This window comes from Streptomyces sp. NPDC058697 (assembly GCF_042715345.1).
Lineage (GTDB): Bacteria > Actinomycetota > Actinomycetes > Streptomycetales > Streptomycetaceae > Streptomyces > Streptomyces liliifuscus.
Genome location: NZ_JBHXSU010000018.1, coordinates 119,578 through 137,097, shown reverse-complemented (window position 1 = coordinate 137,097; position 17,520 = coordinate 119,578). Strand labels below are relative to the sequence as shown.

Annotated in this window: 12 protein-coding genes; 9 read left to right on the top strand and 3 right to left on the bottom strand. The window is 72.2% G+C overall.

Annotated elements, in window-relative coordinates; genetic code table 11:
* Positions 1-163 precede the first annotated feature (163 nt).
* The 3 genes from ACFWXQ_RS33405 to ACFWXQ_RS33395 all read left to right on the top strand — a co-directional run bounded on the left by ACFWXQ_RS33405 (position 164) and on the right by ACFWXQ_RS33395 (position 2,035).
* Complete coding sequence (locus ACFWXQ_RS33405) at positions 164-1,129, top strand: zinc-binding dehydrogenase (protein ID WP_362086417.1); 966 nt, start codon at positions 164-166, stop codon at positions 1,127-1,129.
* A gap of 106 nt (positions 1,130-1,235) precedes the next feature.
* The gene (locus ACFWXQ_RS33400) at positions 1,236-1,445 is read left to right on the top strand and encodes a helix-turn-helix domain-containing protein (RefSeq protein ID WP_010984411.1); all 210 of its coding nucleotides are present in this window, start codon (positions 1,236-1,238) and stop codon (positions 1,443-1,445) included.
* Positions 1,445-2,035 (top strand): Clp protease N-terminal domain-containing protein, encoded by a 591-nt coding sequence (locus ACFWXQ_RS33395; RefSeq protein WP_383947920.1) that lies wholly within the window; start codon positions 1,445-1,447, stop codon positions 2,033-2,035. The genes ACFWXQ_RS33400 and ACFWXQ_RS33395 overlap by 1 nt, the downstream gene beginning before the upstream one ends.
* Before the next feature lie 393 nt (positions 2,036-2,428).
* Here ACFWXQ_RS33395 and ACFWXQ_RS33390 read toward each other — a convergent pair whose 3' ends face one another.
* The 3 genes from ACFWXQ_RS33390 to ACFWXQ_RS33380 form a co-directional block, all read right to left on the bottom strand.
* The gene (locus ACFWXQ_RS33390) at positions 2,429-3,559 is read right to left on the bottom strand and encodes a helix-turn-helix transcriptional regulator (RefSeq protein ID WP_383947917.1); all 1,131 of its coding nucleotides are present in this window, start codon (positions 3,557-3,559) and stop codon (positions 2,429-2,431) included.
* A 1-nt stretch (position 3,560) separates the two neighbouring features.
* On the bottom strand, positions 3,561-4,667 hold the full coding sequence (locus tag ACFWXQ_RS33385) for a hypothetical protein (RefSeq protein ID WP_383947914.1): 1,107 nt from the start codon (positions 4,665-4,667) through the stop codon (positions 3,561-3,563).
* A gap of 903 nt (positions 4,668-5,570) precedes the next feature.
* Positions 5,571-5,756, bottom strand: a complete 186-nt coding sequence (locus ACFWXQ_RS33380; RefSeq protein WP_267027230.1) for a DUF6104 family protein — start codon at positions 5,754-5,756, stop codon at positions 5,571-5,573.
* A 218-nt stretch (positions 5,757-5,974) separates the two neighbouring features.
* On the opposite strand from ACFWXQ_RS33380, the gene ACFWXQ_RS33375 reads away from it, so the two are divergent.
* The 6 genes from ACFWXQ_RS33375 (at position 5,975) to fxsT (ending at position 17,513) form a co-directional block, all read left to right on the top strand.
* A complete protein-coding gene (locus tag ACFWXQ_RS33375; RefSeq protein ID WP_307521506.1) occupies positions 5,975-6,385 on the top strand; it encodes a CU044_2847 family protein in 411 nt (136 codons plus the stop codon).
* Entirely contained in the window at positions 6,382-8,451 is a 2,070-nt protein-coding gene (locus ACFWXQ_RS33370) for a trypsin-like peptidase domain-containing protein (protein ID WP_383947911.1), read from the top strand. The genes ACFWXQ_RS33375 and ACFWXQ_RS33370 overlap by 4 nt, the downstream gene beginning before the upstream one ends.
* Before the next feature lie 169 nt (positions 8,452-8,620).
* A complete protein-coding gene (locus ACFWXQ_RS33365; protein WP_383947935.1) occupies positions 8,621-9,640 on the top strand; it encodes an AAA family ATPase in 1,020 nt (339 codons plus the stop codon).
* Positions 9,641-9,645: 5 nt separating this feature from the next.
* Positions 9,646-12,774, top strand: a complete 3,129-nt coding sequence (locus tag ACFWXQ_RS33360; RefSeq protein WP_383947908.1) for an SAV_2336 N-terminal domain-related protein — start codon at positions 9,646-9,648, stop codon at positions 12,772-12,774.
* A gap of 362 nt (positions 12,775-13,136) precedes the next feature.
* Positions 13,137-14,426: an aKG-HExxH-type peptide beta-hydroxylase gene (locus ACFWXQ_RS33355; protein ID WP_383947906.1), complete on the top strand. Its 1,290-nt coding sequence runs from the start codon at positions 13,137-13,139 to the stop codon at positions 14,424-14,426.
* 69 nt (positions 14,427-14,495) lie between these two features.
* The gene (gene fxsT / locus ACFWXQ_RS33350; RefSeq protein WP_383947902.1) at positions 14,496-17,513 is read left to right on the top strand and encodes an FxSxx-COOH system tetratricopeptide repeat protein; all 3,018 of its coding nucleotides are present in this window, start codon (positions 14,496-14,498) and stop codon (positions 17,511-17,513) included.
* The last annotated feature ends 7 nt before the right edge of the window (positions 17,514-17,520 follow it).

Genomic DNA, 17,520 nt, shown 5'->3' with positions numbered 1-17,520 from the left:
CACGCCAACCCTCTCTCACCCAGGGGCGCGGGGAACTGCGCGGCCAGCCCTCAGCGACCCGCACCTGATCGGTCGTGCCAACCATCACCCACCCGCCCGGCGGGACACGCGTCACAGGGGGACGTGGTTCCGTCGGGAGGGCGGTGGAGCCTAGGGTCGAGGCATGTTCGCTGCCTACGCTGCTCGTATTGACCGGGACCAGCCGTTGAACGGCCTCGAGTTGGGGGAGCGGCCCGCTCCCGAAGCCCGGGACGGCTGGACGACCGTGAACGTCAGGGCCGCCTCCCTGAACCACCACGACCTCTGGTCGCTGCGTGGCGTGGGGCTCGCCGAGGACAAGCTGCCGATGATCCTCGGATGCGATGCCGCCGGCGTCGACGAGGACGGCAACGAGGTCGTACTGCACTCTGTCATCGGGCAGACGGGACACGGGGTCGGCCCCAAGGAACCGCGCTCCATCCTCACTGAGCGGTACCAGGGCACCTTCGCCGAGCAGGTCTCCGTACCCGCGTGGAACGTCCTGCCCAAGCCCAAGGAGCTCTCCTTCGAAGAGGCGGCTTGTCTGCCCACCGCGTGGCTGACGGCGTACCGCATGCTCTTCACCAACGCCGGTGTACGCCCCGGCGACTCGGTTCTCGTCCAGGGCGCCGGAGGCGGTGTCGCCACCGCCGCGATCGCGCTCGGGAAGGCCGCGGGTCTGCGGGTCTTCGCGACCAGCCGCGACGAGGCCAAGCGCAAGCGGGCCCTCGAACTGGGAGCCGTGGAGGCCGTGGAGTCCGGGGCGCGGCTGCCCCAGCGCGTGGACGCCGTCATCGAGACGGTCGGCGCCGCCACCTGGTCCCACTCGGTCAAGTCCCTGAAGCCCGGCGGCACCCTGGTCATCTCGGGCGCCACCAGCGGCGACCGCCCCTCGCACGCCGAACTGACCCGGATCTTCTTCCTCGAACTCAAGGTCGTCGGCTCCACGATGGGCACGAAGGACGAGCTGGAGGACCTGCTCTCCTTCTGTGCCGCCACCGGTGTCCGTCCCGTCATCGACGAGGTCCTCCCGCTGGACCGCGCCCGCGAGGGCTTCGAGCGGATGGAGTCCGGTGAGCTCTTCGGCAAGGTCGTTCTGAACACCCCCTGATGCCGTTCCTGGCTGGGCGCGGGTCTTGCCCGCGCTCTTGGTCTTGCACGCCCTTGAGCGTCAACCGTGGTTGACAATCGAGGGCGTGTCAATCTAAGTTGACATCATGACCGAAGCAACGGATCTCGCCGAGCGCGCGGGCGACCGTGATCCGCGGATCGGGCTGCGGGCCGTCTCCGCCTTGCGGCGGCTGCTGGAGCAGCTCGAAGCGGTTCAGGTGCGCAGTGCGCGCAATCAGGGTTGGTCGTGGCAGGAGATCGCCGCGGAACTGGGTGTCAGCAGGCAGGCCGTGCACAAGAAGTACGGGAGGCAGTGATGTTCGAACGGTTCACCAAGGACGCCCGGGCGGTGGTGCTCGGCGCGGTCGACCACGCCGAGCGGTTGCACGCGGAGACGGTCGAGGAACAGCACGTACTGCTGGCCCTGCTCGACCGTGAGGCCAGCCGCGCGTCGTTCGCCCTCATGTCACTGGGGCTCGCGGAGCGCAAGGAGTCCGTCGAGCAGGCACTGGCCGAGGCGCGGCGTCGCGGCGGGCTCTCCCGCGCCGACGCGGACGCGCTCTCCGGGCTGGGCATCGACGTCTCGGAGATCGTCTCCCGGGTCGAAGAAGCCCATGGCGAGGGCGCGCTGCGGGCCCGCGGCGGGACGGGCACCGGGCGGGGCAGGGGTTGGTTGTCGGGGCTCGTCGGCGGGCATCGGCCCTTCGCCCAGGGGGCCAAGGACCTTCTCACGGAGTCCCTGCGGATGGCTCTCGCCCAGCGGGACCGGTACATCGGCGACGAGCACCTTCTCCTCGCCCTCACCGCCCGCCCCGGCGTCCCCGCGGAGGTCCTGGCCGACCACGGGGTGACGTACGAGTCGCTGCGGCGGGTGCTGTACGGCGGGGGAGAGGCGAAGGCGGGCTGAGGGGGCGTCGTCGGCAGGCCGGTCGGCCGGTCGGCCGGCCGACCGGGCTTGGTGAGGTCGGCGCTGGAGCCGACCGTCGTGGGTCCACCGACGAATTGACCATGGTGGGTCCACCGCCGAACTGACCATGGTGGGTCCACCGCCGAACTGTCCATGGTGGGTCCACCGCCGAACTGACCATGGTGGGACCACCGTCGAACTGGCCGTGGTGCGTCCGGTGTCGAACTGGCCGTGGTGGGTCCGGTGCGGGACGACCATGGTTGGCCCGGTCAGGCTCAGCCCGGTTCTGCCCGGCCCGTCGCGGGAGCCGGTGGTGGTGGGCCCGTCGCCGGAGCCTGCCGGGGCGGGGCGCCCTGGAGTCGATGGGTGCCCCCCGCCCCGGCAGGCCTCCGGTCAGCCCTTGGGCGTCCGCAGCGCCGCCCCTATGTGTGCCGCCGCCGTCGACAAGTGGCGTCGGGCGTCGCGCAGTTGTTCCTCCGTCACCCCGTGGTCGCGGGCCGCGTCGCGGATGTCGTCGCGGAAGCGGTCCAGGAGGCGGTCGAGGTCGCGGGCGGGGTCGCCCGTGGAGTCCTCGTGGGCCCAGGAGGGTTCGTAATCGGCGGGGAAGTCCTCAGGGGTGACCGTGTAATCGGGCTCCCTCGCACCAGCACCTGCCCCGGCCCCGGCGCTTGCCCCAGCGCCGGCCCCTGCTCCCGTCCCCGACCCCTTTCCTGCTCCCGGTCGGCCGAAGCCGAAGTCCTTCCCGAACTCCTTGCCGAAGTCCTTTCCGAACTCGCCGAATTCCTTGGCCAGTTCGGTGATTCCCTCGCGCACGCCCGTCGGCCAGTCGCCCCGGGTGAAGTGGTCCTGAACCTGGTCCTGGACGCGCTTGGCGATGCGCTGGAGCTCCTCCTGGGCCTGTGCCCGTGCCCGCTCCTGGGCCTCCTTGGCCTGGTGGCGTGCCCGCTGGGCATCCTCGCGGGCCCGCCGGCTCTCGTCCTTGGCGCGCCGGGCCTGCTCCTTCCACTCCTGCTTGACGCGGCGCATCTCCTCCTTCGCGATACGCCACGCCTCCTTGTCGCCGTAGTCCGTGAAGTCCCCGTGGGCGCCCTCGTGTTCGGCGCGCTCCCCCTTGGCGCCTGCTCCCGTGGAACTCCGCCGTGCCTCGCTCGCCGCCGCCCGCATCTCCCGGCGCAGATCACCCGCCGCGCCGCGCACATCGGCACGGATCTCCGCGGCGAGCTCGGCCACCGACTCGCGGATCTCCAGCTCCAGATCGACCAGTTCACCACTGCGGTCGGCCAGCTCGGCCCGGCCCGCGTCCGTGATCGCGTACACCTTCCGGCCGCCCTCGGTGGTGTGGGTGACCAGGCCCTCGGCCTCCAGCTTGGACAGCCGGGGGTACACGGTGCCGGCCGACGGCGCGTACAGCCCCTGGAAGCGCTCTTCCAGGAGGCGGATCACCTCGTAGCCGTGGCGCGGTGCCTCGTCCAGGAGCTTCAGCAGGTAGAGCCGCAGGCGGCCATGGGCAAAGACGGGAGCCATGTCAGAGCCCCTTCTCGTGGGTCGGGTCGTCGGTGACGCCGGCGTCGGAATGCTCGGTGGGGCCGGCGTCGGGGGCCGCGGCGGGGGTCGCGCCCGAAGTGGGGGACTTGGCGGGGCCGTCCGTCGGTGAGGCGCCCGGTCCGGCGCCGGCGTGAGTGCCGGGCGCCGTGTCCTCGGGCACCGCGCTGTGCCCCTTGCTGTGCTCGGACCCGGCCCCAACGGGAACCGTGTCCTCCGGCTCATCCTCCCCGAAGTCCGCCTCCTTCTTGAAATCCACTCCCTCGTCCCATGGTTCGTCCTCCGAAGGGGGCCGTCGCAGTAGGGCGATGGAGCCCGAGACGGTGGTCGCCTTCAACCGGCCGTTCCCCGCGCCCAGCCTGCCTGTGATTTTCTTGGCGCCCCAGTGGCCGCCGACCCTCAGGTCCTCGAAGGCGCTGGAGACCGTGCCGCTCGCCGAGTCCACCTGGACCTCCGCGTCGGCCGGATGCGGCAGGCGGATGGCGATCTCGCCCGAGATGCTGGTCAGGCTGATGTCGCTGGGCCGCCCCGCCGGGTCGAGGTCGACGATCACGGAACCGCTGACCGACTCGACCCGCACGGAGGGGCTGGAGCCCTCGATGACGGTCAGGTCGCCGGAGACGGAGTTGAGCCGGAGGTCGCCGGTGAGGGCCTGCGCCTCCACGTTCCCCGACACCGTGTCCGCGCGCACCGGGCCGGAGAGTCCCACGAGTGTCGTGTCGCCGGAGATGCCCTTCACCACCGCGCGCCCGTCGACACCGGAGATCACGGCGGTGGCACTGACCACGCCGACCTCGACGCGTGTACGTGCCGGAACGGCCAGGGAGACCACCGCGTTGCGGCGCCAGCCCTTGCGGTCGAGCCATTTGAGGAAGCCCTTCCAGGGCAGGTCCTCGTAGGCGACCGTGAGCGTGCCGTCCTCCTGGGTCACCACCAGAGGTGGTCCCTCTATCGAGGACACTTCGAGCCGGGTGGAACCCTCGTCGACCCCCACGACGTTCACCGTTCCATTGGCGATGCGCACATGGAGGGCCGACACCGGTTCGTCGAACGTGAGCTTGCCGGGCTCTGTGACGGACCACTCGGACATGGTGCTGACCTCCTCGGCCGGGGCGGGACGCGACACGCCATATCGCGTCTTCCAATAGACACGATATATCGCGCTTCGGCGAAGTCAAGGCACTCGTTCTGGTGATCTGTGGGTGATTGACTACCCTAAAGCCCCCCAATCTGGGCACCTGCCGCTCGACGAGCCAGAGTCTCCACAGACGTCCTGAGGGTGTCGGCCCGGCCAGCCAGGGACCGAGTGATCCCCGCTCGACGGCAGCGAGTTCCGCGCGGACGGCGTGGCGCTCGCGCGCGTGAAGACGGCCGGGAGGCCGCACAGGCGGGCCCGGCGTCGGCATCGGGGTCGGGCTCATGGGCGAGGGTCGGGGTCGGCGGGGTCCGTTTTCGTGCGGCCGTCAGGGACTGCAGGTCCGGGATCGGGTCGAGGCCCAGCCGCACAGCGAGGGCACGCATGGCCTCGCTCTCGTCCTCGCTCTCGCCCACGGACGTGCCGTTGGCGAGCCACCCGTGGCCGACCGGGCGGCGGAACCGGCTGCGAGGATGCAACCGCCGTGGTCGGTCTCCCACCACGGGGCGAGTACGGGCCAGGGATGCCGACGGCCAGGGCGGTGGCCCAACCGCTGAGGGCGCAGCTCACCGCCTGGGGCGCACCCCGAGACATGGCGGCGGTTGGCTCGCGGCGGGGGCGCGCCTGCTGGCGCACGGGGCGCTCGGACTGGCGTACGACCTCATGCGCCCACGCGACTGCCCCGCAGCGGGCGCCGGAAGCACCCGGCCCGAACCTTGCCCAGGCCCTACTTCAACCCCGACCGGGCCTCACGCCAACCCTGAACAGGCCTCACGCCACCCCGGCCAGGCCTTGCACCAAGCTCGCCCAAGCCCTACGCCCAGCTCGACCAACCCCTACGCCACCCCCGCCCAGGCCCTACTCATCGTCCTCGTCCTCGTCGTCCAGGCGGGCCAGCCAGGTGGCCAGGCGTTCGACTGGGATCTCGAAGTCCGGGTTGAGGTCGACGAACGTGCGGAGTTGTTCGGCGAGCCACTCGAAGGTGACCTCTTCCTGGCCGCGCCGCTTCTCCAGTTCCTCGATGCCGCGGTCGGTGAAATACATGGGGGGTTCTCCTGCGTGCGTGCGTCAGTGTTCCGCTTCCGGTCACAGCCTATGTACTGCCCGCCGGATCCGGTCTTCGGGAGCCCTCAGCAACAGGTGCCCCCGCACAGGTGCCCCTCGCACATGTCCCAGGTCGGGAGTTAGCCTTCTCCTTCCCTGCGGTAGGGGGAGCTTCACAGTTGGCAAAGGGAAACCGGCAGCGAACGGACGGGGGCGCCGTGGGTGGAGGGATCGAACGGATACGGCTCGACGACGGGACCGTCGTATGGGCCAGGGTCAGTGCGGCGGACGAGGCCGCGCTGGACGGGGACGGATATCAGGACACCGGGGTCGGGGACCGGATCGTCGACATGGCGGGCGGACTGGCCGACGCGGTCGGTGGCGTCGTGCGCTCCCTGCGCGCCGGTCTGGACACCCCGGCACCGGTCGAGGTGGCCGTGAGCTTCGGCATCGAACTGTCGGCGCAGGCAGGCAGGATCGTAGGAGCCATCGCGGGAGGCGGTGGCCAGGCTTCCCTTTCCGTGTCGCTGACCTGGACCGAGCCCGCGGGGCAGGCGGGCGCGGCGGGTGCGGGGCAGGGAGACGGCGGCGACGGGCAGCCCGGACCCTCGGCCTCCGGCACCGGATGAGCGCCCTTGAGGAGATGGTGCGCCCCTCGCTCGCGCGCATCGTGGCCCCGGGCGACGGGTATGCACCGGACCGTGAGGAGTACTGGGGCAGCGGTTTCTTCATAGCACCCGGCTGGCTGCTGACCTGCGCCCATGTCGTGGGAAAGGGGGGAGCGGCCGTGTGGCGAAGTGGCAACGCCGTCGGCGTGACCTGGCAGGGCGGCAGGACCACCGGCGAGGTGGTGCTCGCCAAACCGCGTCCCGAGGAGCCCGACGGGGCCCGCGGCAGCTGGCGGTTCCCGGACATCGCGCTCGTCAGGGTCCGGGGCGCGGACGGGGCGCCGTGCGTCTGGCTGAGCGACCGGGCGCCGACCATCCCCGCTCCGGTCAGCCTGCACGGCTGGTCACGGCAGACCGGCGACCTCGGTATGCGGCACGGCATCGGACAGGCGTCGGCCCTCGACGGCAAGGCGCTGCTCCTCACCGGCCAGACGCCGGTCGAGGGAGTCTCGGGCGGGCCCGTGGTCGATCTGCGGCACGGCGCCGTCATCGGCATGAACAAGGGGCGCGGCCGGCACGAGGGAGCCGCCGTCCCGATCACCGCGCTGCGCGAGCTGTACGACGTGCGGGGCGGCGAGATCCTGCACACCGTCATGGGGGAGCACGACCTCCACCACCTCGGCCGCTTCAACGACCCGTCGGCGGGCGCGGACTGGACCAGGGCCCAGACCCGGCTGCGGGGTCCCGGCGGCCAGGGACTCGACCCCGGACTGCGCGTCCGTCTCTACGGGCACTTCGCCCATCTCCCGCCGCCCGGCGGCCCGGGCGAGGTCATGCACCTCGTCCACGAGGTCAAGTCCCGTGTGGTGCAGGAGGACTACCGCTCGCCCATCGAGCACGACCCGCGCACCTGGCGCGAGGGCGCCGGACTCCTGCACGGCCTGCGGGACCCGGGCGACCACGGCGGCAGACCCGAACTGGCCCTCGACGCCGTCCTGTTGTACGCGGCGAAGGTGGCCAGGCAGGCCGCCCTCGACCACCCCGCCGACGTGGACCGCGACCGGCTGCGCGCCTTCACCGCCTGGATCACCGAGCAGGCGACCCTCTCCGCACGCCAGGCCATCCGGGAGGACATCGACGCCCTCCTGGACCGCCTGTCCGAGGAGGCCCTCCGGGCGCCGACGGCCGCCGCCACGGTCGCCCGGACGCCGTCCCGGGCCCGGGCCGACGTCCTCGTCGACGTCGGGGAGCCCGTCTACGGAGAGCGGTACCCCCTGAGCGTCAAGCTCCTCTACGACGGCCAGGACGTCACCCCGCTCTACAGCAACGACCAGGGGGTGCACCGCGACGAACTGCACCAGTACCTCAGGGAGCCGCTGGCGGAGGCCCTGCGCCTGGGCGACCGCGGCGAACACCTGGCCGCGGTCGAGGCGTTCCTGCCGCGCCGGCTGTTCGACGTACCGCTCGACGACTGGCGGCTCAGCGCCGACGACGGCTGGGACGACGCCGACCTCTTCGACGAACAGTCCATGCCGCTGGGACTGCGCAGGGTCGTCGTCATCCGGGACCGCCGGCGGGGCACCCGGCCGCCCAGCCCCGAATGGCGCCGCAGATGGGCGGGCGTGGCGAACCGGCCGCTGTCCGCCGGGTCACTGAGGGGCGAGGCGACTGCGCAGGGGCACCCGGCGACGGGACGCCCGGAGGGCAGGATGGCGGCGTACGGCCGGCTCTCGGGCATGGACGACGCGTGCGTTCCCGTCCACTGCGGTCCGGTCGGGAGCGGTCCCGGCTTCGACGCGATGGCGGCCGCGCTCGCCGCCGGGCACCCCCTGGTGCTGTGGCGCAGGGACGGCCACGACCATGGAGAATGCCGCGAATTCCACTCGCAGGCCGGGCAGTTGCTGGGTCTGGCGGGCGGGGCAGAGGGTCTGCACCGGCAGGTGCGCGAGCTCAGGATCCGGGTGTCGGATCCCGACACGGCGGAGGGTCTCGTGGGCGACATCGCTGTACTGTTCGATCCGCCGGATCGTCCGCCGCACGGAACGGAACCCATGCAACCGCCCCTCATGGCAGCCCCCGACACGTGAATCGACTCCCAACTCCCTTGCCTCGCACGGATGTTCGTTGACCGGATTCGATACCGGATTCGATATCGGACGAACAGGAAGCTCGGCAGGCCCGGCACACCGGCGGTAACGTCGTACATCGAACAGCCGGGACCCGCTGCATGATCACCAGAGCCGGGAGGAGCCCATGGTGAACGACTGGCGGATCTACCGCGGGGTGGGTCAGCCGCACGACGGTGTGCGGCAGTTACCCCCGCCGCCCCCTTGGCGGGACTTCGCGGCGGCACCCGACCGACCCGAGTCCGGACCGGACGACCCCAGCAGCGCCCGCCGGCTCGGCGTACGGCGGCGCCTCGTGGAGAACTACGCGCCCAGGCCCGCCGAGGTCGACGCCGTCAACGCGGCCCTCTATCTGCGCCGCCCCCTCCTCGTCACCGGCAACCCGGGCACCGGCAAGTCCACCCTCGCCTACGCCGTGGCACACGAGCTGGGCCTCGGCCGGGTACTGCGCTGGCCCGTCGTCAGCCGCACCACACTCCAGGACGGCCTGTACCGCTACGACGCCATCGGCCGCCTCCAGGACGTCCAGCTGGAGCGGGCCCAGGGCGCCACCGCCGCCCCCGCGGCCGCCCCGTCCGGCATCGGATCGTACGTACGACTCGGCCCCCTCGGCACCGCGCTGCTGCCCGCCGAGGTGCCCCGTGTCCTGCTGATCGACGAACTCGACAAGAGCGACCTCGATCTGCCCAACGACCTGCTGAACACGCTGGAGGAGGGCGAGTTCGCCATCCCCGAGCTGGAGCGCGTGGCCGACCGCGAACCCGTCGTCGAGGTCCTCACCCACGACGGCCGCCGCGTGCCCGTGCACGGCGGACGCATCGCCTGCACCGCCTTTCCCCTCATCATCCTGACGTCCAACGGGGAGAGGGACTTCCCCGCGCCCCTTCTGCGGCGCTGCATCCAGCTGGAGCTCGAACCGCCCGGCGAGGAACAGCTCACCGCCATGGTCGAGGCACACCTCGGCGGCGAGAGCGTCGAGCAGGGCCGCGACCTCATCGACCGCTTCCTCGACCGGGAGCCCGGCGAGGTCGTCGCCGCCGACCAACTGCTCAACGCCCTCTTCCTCACCCAGCACACCCCCCACGCGGAGCGCCTCACCCGCGAGCGGATCGCGGACCTGCTCATGCACCCACTCGACCGCTCGCGGTGAGCCGGATGCACGGGATGCATCTGGAGGACCTGATCGGCCGGCTGCGCCGGGGCGGTCTCGACCCCACCGCCGAAGAGGTGGCCGACGCCGTCTGGCTGTCCCGCTGGCTCGACCCGGCGCCGCCCCGCGCCGGGCAGGACCGGAGGCCGGCCGACCCGTCGGCCCCGCCGGAGAACGGGACGGGGCCGGCCATCCGCTCACCGGCGGACCACACCCCCGGGACCGGCCGGGAACCCGGCACCGACAGCTCGCTCGGCGCCGTCCCCCTGCACACCGCGGGCGGTGGTGCCGGTCCGCAGGCCGACGGCGCCCGGCAGGTCTTCCCGGTACGCGCCCCGGCGGCCACCGCGCTGCCGGGCCTGCTGGGCCTCGAACAGGCGCTGCGCGCCCTGGGCCGCTACCGGGGGCCCGCCGCCCCGCCCCGGGACGGAGCGATCGACGAGGAGGCGACCGCCGACCACGCGGCCGCCAGCGGAGTCCTGGTGCCCGTCCGCCGCCCGGGCCGCCGCCGGCGCTGCGACATCCAGCTCCTGATGGACACCGGCCCCGCGATGGCCGTATGGGGCCAACTGGTCGAGGAACTGCGCCAGGCCTGCCAGCAGTCCGGCGCCTTCGGCAGCGTCCGGGTCCACCACCTGTACGCGGACGACGGTGGCATCCCGCTCATCGGCACCACCGCCGGGCCGAGCCACCACACCCGGCTGCGCTCGGCCGACGAGTTCCACGACCCCACGGGCCGCTGGCTCACCCTCGTGATCAGCGACTGCGTGGGCCCCCTGTGGCAGAACGGCAGCGCACAGCGGCTCCTGCACGGCTGGCCCCGCACCTCGCCGCTCGCCGTCGTCCAGCCGCTGCCGCCCCGGCTCTGGGGCCGCACCGCACTGCCCGCCGAACCGGGCCTGCTGGTCAGGCAGGCGGAGACCGGCGGACGCACCACCTTCCTGCCCGACGAGGAACCCTGGGACGAGCCCGCCGCCGGAGCCCGCCCCGTGCCGGTGCTCCAGCCGACCCCCGAGGCCTTCGAGGCCTTCTCCCGCCTCCTGTCCGGCACCGGCCCCACCAGCGAACGGGCCTGGGCCGCCTGGACCACCCCCGCCCCCGCGCAGAGCCTGCCCGCGCAGCCCCCCGCCCCACGCAGTGACGACGAACTCCTGCGCGCCTTCCGCGCCGGCGCCTCGCCCGGCGCGGTCCGGCTGGCCGTGTACCTCGCCGCGGCCCCGCTCACCCTGCCCGTGATGCAACTCGTCCAGCGGGCCATGCTCCCGGACACCGGACCCATGGAACTGGCCGAAGTCCTCCTGGGCGGCCTGCTCAGGCAACTGCCCGGCACCGAACGACAGCCCTGCTTCGTCTACCCGGGCCGCATCCAGGACCTGCTGCTCGGCTCGCTCGACCAGGACACCGCCGGACTCGTCCTCAAACACTGCTCCGCCTACGTGGAACGCCACTTCGGCAAGGGCACCCGCAACTTCGCCGCGTTCGCCGCCGCCCGCCTCGCCGACCACGCCACCACCGTCACCGCGACCGGCGTCACCGACGGCGAGGGCCCCCAGGACGACCAGGGCGATGTCGAGGCCGAACTGTTCGCCCGCATCCCCGCCCGCGTCCTGCGCTTCTACCTCCCCGACCTGGAGACGCCCGTACCCCTCGCCGAGGCCGAGCGGCTCCTCGGCCAGTGGCAGGCACTGGCCGACCCGACCGTCCTGCGCCGCGCGAAGGAACAGGCCGAAGCGGCCGTACGCCAGGGCGGCACCGGCCTCCCCGACGCCGTACGCGCCCATCTGCTCCTCGGCCGGGTCCTGCGGGCGGAGGCCGGCACCGCGGCCGCGCGCACCGGCGACCGCCGCGCGGAACTCCTGAACGCCGCCGTCGCCGAGTTCACCCGCGCCCACCGCACGGCACCGGCCGACAGCCCCCACCGCAGCGAGGCCGCGCTGGAACTCGCCGCGTCCCGGCACGAGTTGTGGCGCCTCACCGCCGACACCGCACACCTCACCGCCGCACTCGGCGTTCTCGGCGGCCCCGACGTCCCGCCGGACCCGGACGGCCCCTGGCCCGCACCCCTGCGCCGCGCGAGGCTGCTGCGCCGCGGACGACTGCTGCTCGACCTCGACCGGCCCGGCGAGGCGGTCCCCGAACTCCGCGAAGGATGCGCCCTGTTGGACAGCGAGGGCGCCTCCGACGCCGTACGCGGCCCGGCCCTGCTGGATCTCGCCCGCGCCCTGCACGCCGCCGGGAGCGACGGATCCGAGGCCCACGACGCCCTCGTACGCGCCGAACGCGCCGCGGCCGACGACCCGGCCCTGCGCCTGTCCTGCCTGGCCGCCCGGGCCGCCTTCCACGACGCCGCGGGCGACCACCCGGCGGCCGACGAGGCGTACGAGACTGCCGCCATGCTCGCCCCGCCGGACAGTGTCCGGCGCTGCGAACTCCTCACCGTCTGGGGCGAGTCACTGCTCCGCCGCGCCTCCCGTCCGGACGGCACCGGCATCGTCGACCGGGCCGAGAACGTCCTGCGCGAGGCCCTCAAGTCCCTGCCCGCCCGGTCCGACCAGCGCGGCAGACTCCAGGGACTCATCGGGAGCGCGCTGGCACAGCGGTTCCGCCATCTGGGCTTCCTGCCGGACCTGTACGAGAGCCGGCATCTGCTGGGCCAGGCGGTCCGGTCCGCCGCCGGCGACGGCGTACAGGCCCAGTCCTGGCTCCAGTTGGGGCGGGTGCGCCTGGAACTGTGGCACCGCGCCGGGGCGCCCGTCCTGGCCGACGCGCTCCAGGCGTACGAGGCCGCGGCGGGCGAGGCCAGGCGGGCCCACGGCGACGACCCCGGCTCGGTGACGGCCGCCCGCGCGCTGCACGGCCGCGCCGCGGTCCTCGCCCTCATGGGACGCCCCGCCGCGGCCGGCGAGGCCTACCGGGCGGCCCGCGACCAGTGGCAGCGGCTCGTCGGAGTGCTCACCGAAGTCGACTGGGACGACGTCGAGTCGACCCGCACGGCGGCGGAGGAACTCGCCGCGCGAACGGCTTCGCCGAGCGGGCGGCGGCCCCTGCCGGACGACGAGTGGAGCCGCGCCTCGCCGCCCTGGTATCCCTGGTCCGAGGAGCGGCTCAACCGCGCGGCGCATGACCGGAGTTGATCGGTAAGGGTTTCTGATTCCCAAGCGTCGGGAAGAACTGGGCAGCCGTTGCGGCCGTGCGGGGCGGGCGTCGGCAGGGAGGAGCCGAGGGTGGGGGAGCAGAGGAATCGGGCGGCCGACCCTGGCCGGGACACCGGACGGACGGTGGCCCTGCCCGACCTCACCGACGTCGACCTGCGGACATTGCGTGCCATGGATGATCCGGGGCTCGTCGCTGCTGTCGATCAAGTACTGCGAGATCCAGGTGAGTTCGGGGACGTCTGGCACACCGGCAGCGATCCGGCCCGGGTGCGAAGAGAGCTTGCTGTGCGTTCGTTTCCGGTCGGATGCACGGACTCGTCACGGGGTGAGGAAAAAGCGGGATGACTCCGTCGGCCATCGCCTCGGAGGTCTTCACGGAGCTGGCGAGTACCCGACCTTCGCCGGCCGGTACGGCGGCACTGCGTGCCGGACTCCACGCGCGTCGACTGCTCCTTCTCAAGTCGCTGCTCGTCCTTGTCGAACGGCGAAGCACCCTGCTGTCCCCTGCTGTGCGCCAACGCTTCAAGAGCGACTGGGCGCTGCTCGAACGTGCGGAGCGAACCGATGCCGCAGCGGTCCGTGACCTCCTTGACTACCCGATGATCGGGGCGTGGCTCTCCGCGGCGCTCGCGGCGCCCGACGGCCCCGCCTTCGAAAGGCATCTGGCCCACCTGGGCGGTGTCGCTGTCGCCGCCGCCGTGCGCGCGGGTTGCCGGGTCAGCGGCACGCTGACACTGCCGGCAGGCACCTTGACACTGCCTGGCCTCGGTATGCTCCGCTGCCTGTCGGGCCGCGCCCTCCTGAGCAGCCACGCCGGGCTGGTTCGGATCACGGACGGAGCGGGCGATGGAGTGGAACTGCTGAGCCCTGCGGCCCGGAACCGGCCGGGTGCATCGCGCCCGCTCGGTGGCGGGCCGAGCTGGTCCGCGTTGCGTGTACTGCCCGGCAGCGTGGTCGTACTCGACGACCTGGACCCCTACCGGGTGCTGCCACGAGGGATCGGCCCTGCGGCGTTACCCGCGGCTGAGCGGCCGCTCTCCGCCCACGGGCTCTGGGCGCAACGCTGGCGCGAGGCTCATGAGCTGCTCTCGGCGACCCACCCCGGGCGTGCTGCCGAGACCATGGCGGTGCTGCGCGCCGTGGTACCTCTGGCACTGTCGGAAAGCGTCGGCGGTGCCGCGATGAGCGCCACACTCCGGGCCGCTCCCGGCGCCGTACTCGCTCAACTGCCCTCTGATGCACCGAAGTTGACGGAAGTCCTGGTGCACGAGGCCCATCACAACAAGCTGGCTTCCCTCCATGAGCTCATACCCCTGTTCCGTCCGGACGGGGACACCCTGCACCGCGTGGGATGGCGGCCGGACCCGCGCCCCATCCCGGGGGTTTTCCAGGGGGCGTACGCGCACTTGGCTCTCACCGATCTCTGGTGGCGGGCATGGAATGGGCCTGCCACTCCCGGAGAGTGGCGGCAGCGGGCCGCGGAGCAGTTCGAGTCGTATCGGGGGAGAGTCAGCGAGGCCTTGTCCATCCTGCTTGAATCCGATGAACTGACCTTTGCGGGAGGGGAGTTCGCCCGGGAGATGGGCAGGCATCATGCGAGTCTCGGCGTGGCGGCCCGGATCCGCAGGTGACACTGGGTGCAAGATCGGTCGCGTTCGGTACGTGAATGAGTGCGACACAGCGGGAGCAGGGAGCTTGGGATGGCGGAACAGCGGCGGTCGGGCGGGGAGAGCGCGGCAGACCGCGGCTCAGCGGCACCGGAGCACTTCCTGGTGGTCTTCCCGGGCTACCACCGCTCGTGGGCGGCGTGGATCGCTCAGTGTCTGGAACGGCACGGCAACCGGGCCACCCAGCAGCGCTGGGACCCGCCTCGTGAGGTCCCGCTCGAGGACTCGCTCGGTGACCTGCTGCTGTCCAGCGGACGGGTGCTTCTCGTCCTCAACGACTGGTTCTTCGAGCTCGGCCCGCGCCCCGCGGGTGAGTGGAACGACGCCCTGCGCGGTTTCGTCGCCGCGCACGCGGACCGCTTCGCCGCCGTCAATCTCACGAACCGACCGCTGCTTCCGGCCACCGCGGTCCTCGAACCGGCCAGCATGTGGGGCCTGAGCGAGGAAGCGGCCGAGGAACGTCTGCTGAGCCGGCTCGGCCTGGAGCGGCGTCGTACAACGAGGGCGGCACCCACCCGGCTCCGCTATCCGGAGACACGCGCCGAGATCTGGGGAGAGGTCCCTCGTCGCAACCCGCGGTTCACGGGCCGCGACGATCTCCTCACCAACCTCCACCAACGTCTCGCCGACGCCGAGCGCGGTGCCGCCGCCTGCACACTGCTCGGCATGTCCGGGATCGGCAAGACCCAGCTGGCCGCCGAGTACGCCCACCGCTTCAGCCCCGACTACGACATGGTGTGGTGGATCAACTCCGACGACCGCAACATCCAGCGTGACCGTTTCGGCGAACTCGCCGTGGAACTCGGTCTGCGCAGCGGCAGCGAGCCGGGCGAGCGCATTCGTGCCGTGCGGGACGCCCTGCGGCGCGGGGAGCCGCACTCCCGCTGGCTGCTGATCTTCGACGGCTGGGACGACACCGACGGCATCGACGCGCTGCTCCCGCAGGGACCCGGGCACGTACTGGTCACTTCCCGCAACCGCGGCTGGAGCGAGCACACGGAAATCCTCGAGATTCCCGCCTTCCTGCGCGCGGAGTCCACCGGCTACCTCATGCGCCGCGCCCCGCACATCACCGCGGAGGAGGCCGACGAGGTGGCCGTGGAATTCGGCGACGTTCCGCTGCCGCTCGTACAGGCCGCCTCCTGGCTCGGTGAGTCCGGCATGGAAGTGCCCGAGTATCTGCGGATGGTCCGCGAACGCAAGCTGTCGACCGTCGACGAGCCCGCCACCGGCGAGGGTTTCCCGCAGTCGTCCATGACCTCTTGGTCGATACTGCTCAACCGGCTGCGTCGTTCGCAGCCGCAGGCAATCGACGTGCTGAGCCTGTGTACGTCGTTCGCACCCGGACGCATCCCGCTCGGCCTCATTCGCGCCTACCCGCAGGCCGATCTCCCTGAGGAACTGCGATGGATGGCCACCGACCTGCCCGCCTGGACCCGGGCCCTGGACACGCTGGTCAACTACTCGGTGCTCACCCGCGAGACCCGCGGCCCCGCCGGCGCGGAGATGGGCCCGCACCAGGAGTCCGTGCACATGCACCGGCTGGTTCACGACATCGTTTCCAAACTGGCCAGTGAAGACAGCCGCGCCATCCACCGCAGTGCCGTCCGCACCCTCCTCGCGGAGGCCGACCCGGGCAACCCCGTGGACAGCAGGAACTGGCCTCGATACGCGGAGTTGCTTCCGCACCTGGAACCGTCCGGCGCGCTGGGCAGCGACATCCCCCGGGTGCAGGAGGCCGTCCTCAACTGCCTGCGCTACTGCCTGCGCAGCGGGGAGTTCAACGCCGGACTGGATCTGGCTCAGCGGATCCACGACCGCTGGGACCGTTCCATGGACCGGCTGGCCCAGCCCATGCTCGACCTGATCAACCAAGAGGGCCACATTCTGCGGGCCAGCGGCAGATTCCGCGATGCGTACGAACTGGACCGTGGCGTCCTGGAGAAGCTGCAGTCCGCGCCGCAGCGCAATGAACTCGGCGAGCTGACCACGAAGGGTGCTGTGGCCACCAGCTTGCGCCACCTCGGTCGGTACGAGGAGGCGTACGAACTGCAGCGCGAGGTCCTTGACGGTACGGGTCGACTGCTCGGCCAGCACGAGCTGCCCACCCTCGTCGCCCGGCACAATCTCGGCGTCGGGCTCCGGCTCCTCGGCAGGTACACGGACGCGTACGAACTCGACCTGGAGACCCTCGCCAGGCGTGAGAGCGTCCTGCGCGCCCGGCACATCAACACCCTCAGCTCGGGCAACGCGGTCACCCACAGTCTGCGTCTCCTCGGCCGCTACCGCGACGCCCTCGCGCGCCAGGAGCCGGTCGTCAGGCTCCACGTGCAGGTGCTCGGCGCACAGCATCCGCAGACCCTGGAGGCACGCGCCCAACTGGCCATGTGCCGTCGCCGCGAGGGTGGCCACACGCAGGACGTCGGGCCTTCGATGGTCAGCCTCCTGGAACAACTGGTCCAGCTGCACGGCCGGGAGCACTACCGCACGCTGTCCTTCCTGACGAACTACGGCAACTTCCTGCGGGAGCACGGCGACCTGAGCCAGGCACGCGATCTGATCGCGGAGGCGGAAGCCGGCTACCGCGCTCTCCTCGGCCCCGCACACCCCGTCGCGACCGGCATGCTCACCAACACCGGCCTGGTCATGCAGGCCGCCGGCGAACGCGCCGAGGCCATGTCGATGTTCGAGTCCGCGCTCGCCGGACTCACCGCCACGCTCGGCCCCGACCACCCCTGGGTGCTGGGCTGTGCGCTCAACGCGGCCAGCGCGCGCAACTTCAACGGCCGTATCTCCGACGCCGTCGAGCTGAGCCGCGACACCCTCCGCCGCGCCCGGCACTCGCTCGGCGAGGAGCACCCGCTCACCCTCTCCTGCCAGGTGGCGCTCTCCGCGGATCTGCGTGCGGCACGGGAGCAGGAGGAGGCGGGGAAGCTGGAGGAGGACGGCCTGCTCTCCCTCACCCGCACCCTGGGCGCCCAGCACCCCCACACCATCTCGGCCCGCCAGCGCACCCGGCCCTACTGGGACTTCGAGGCGTATCTCGGCTGAGGACGGC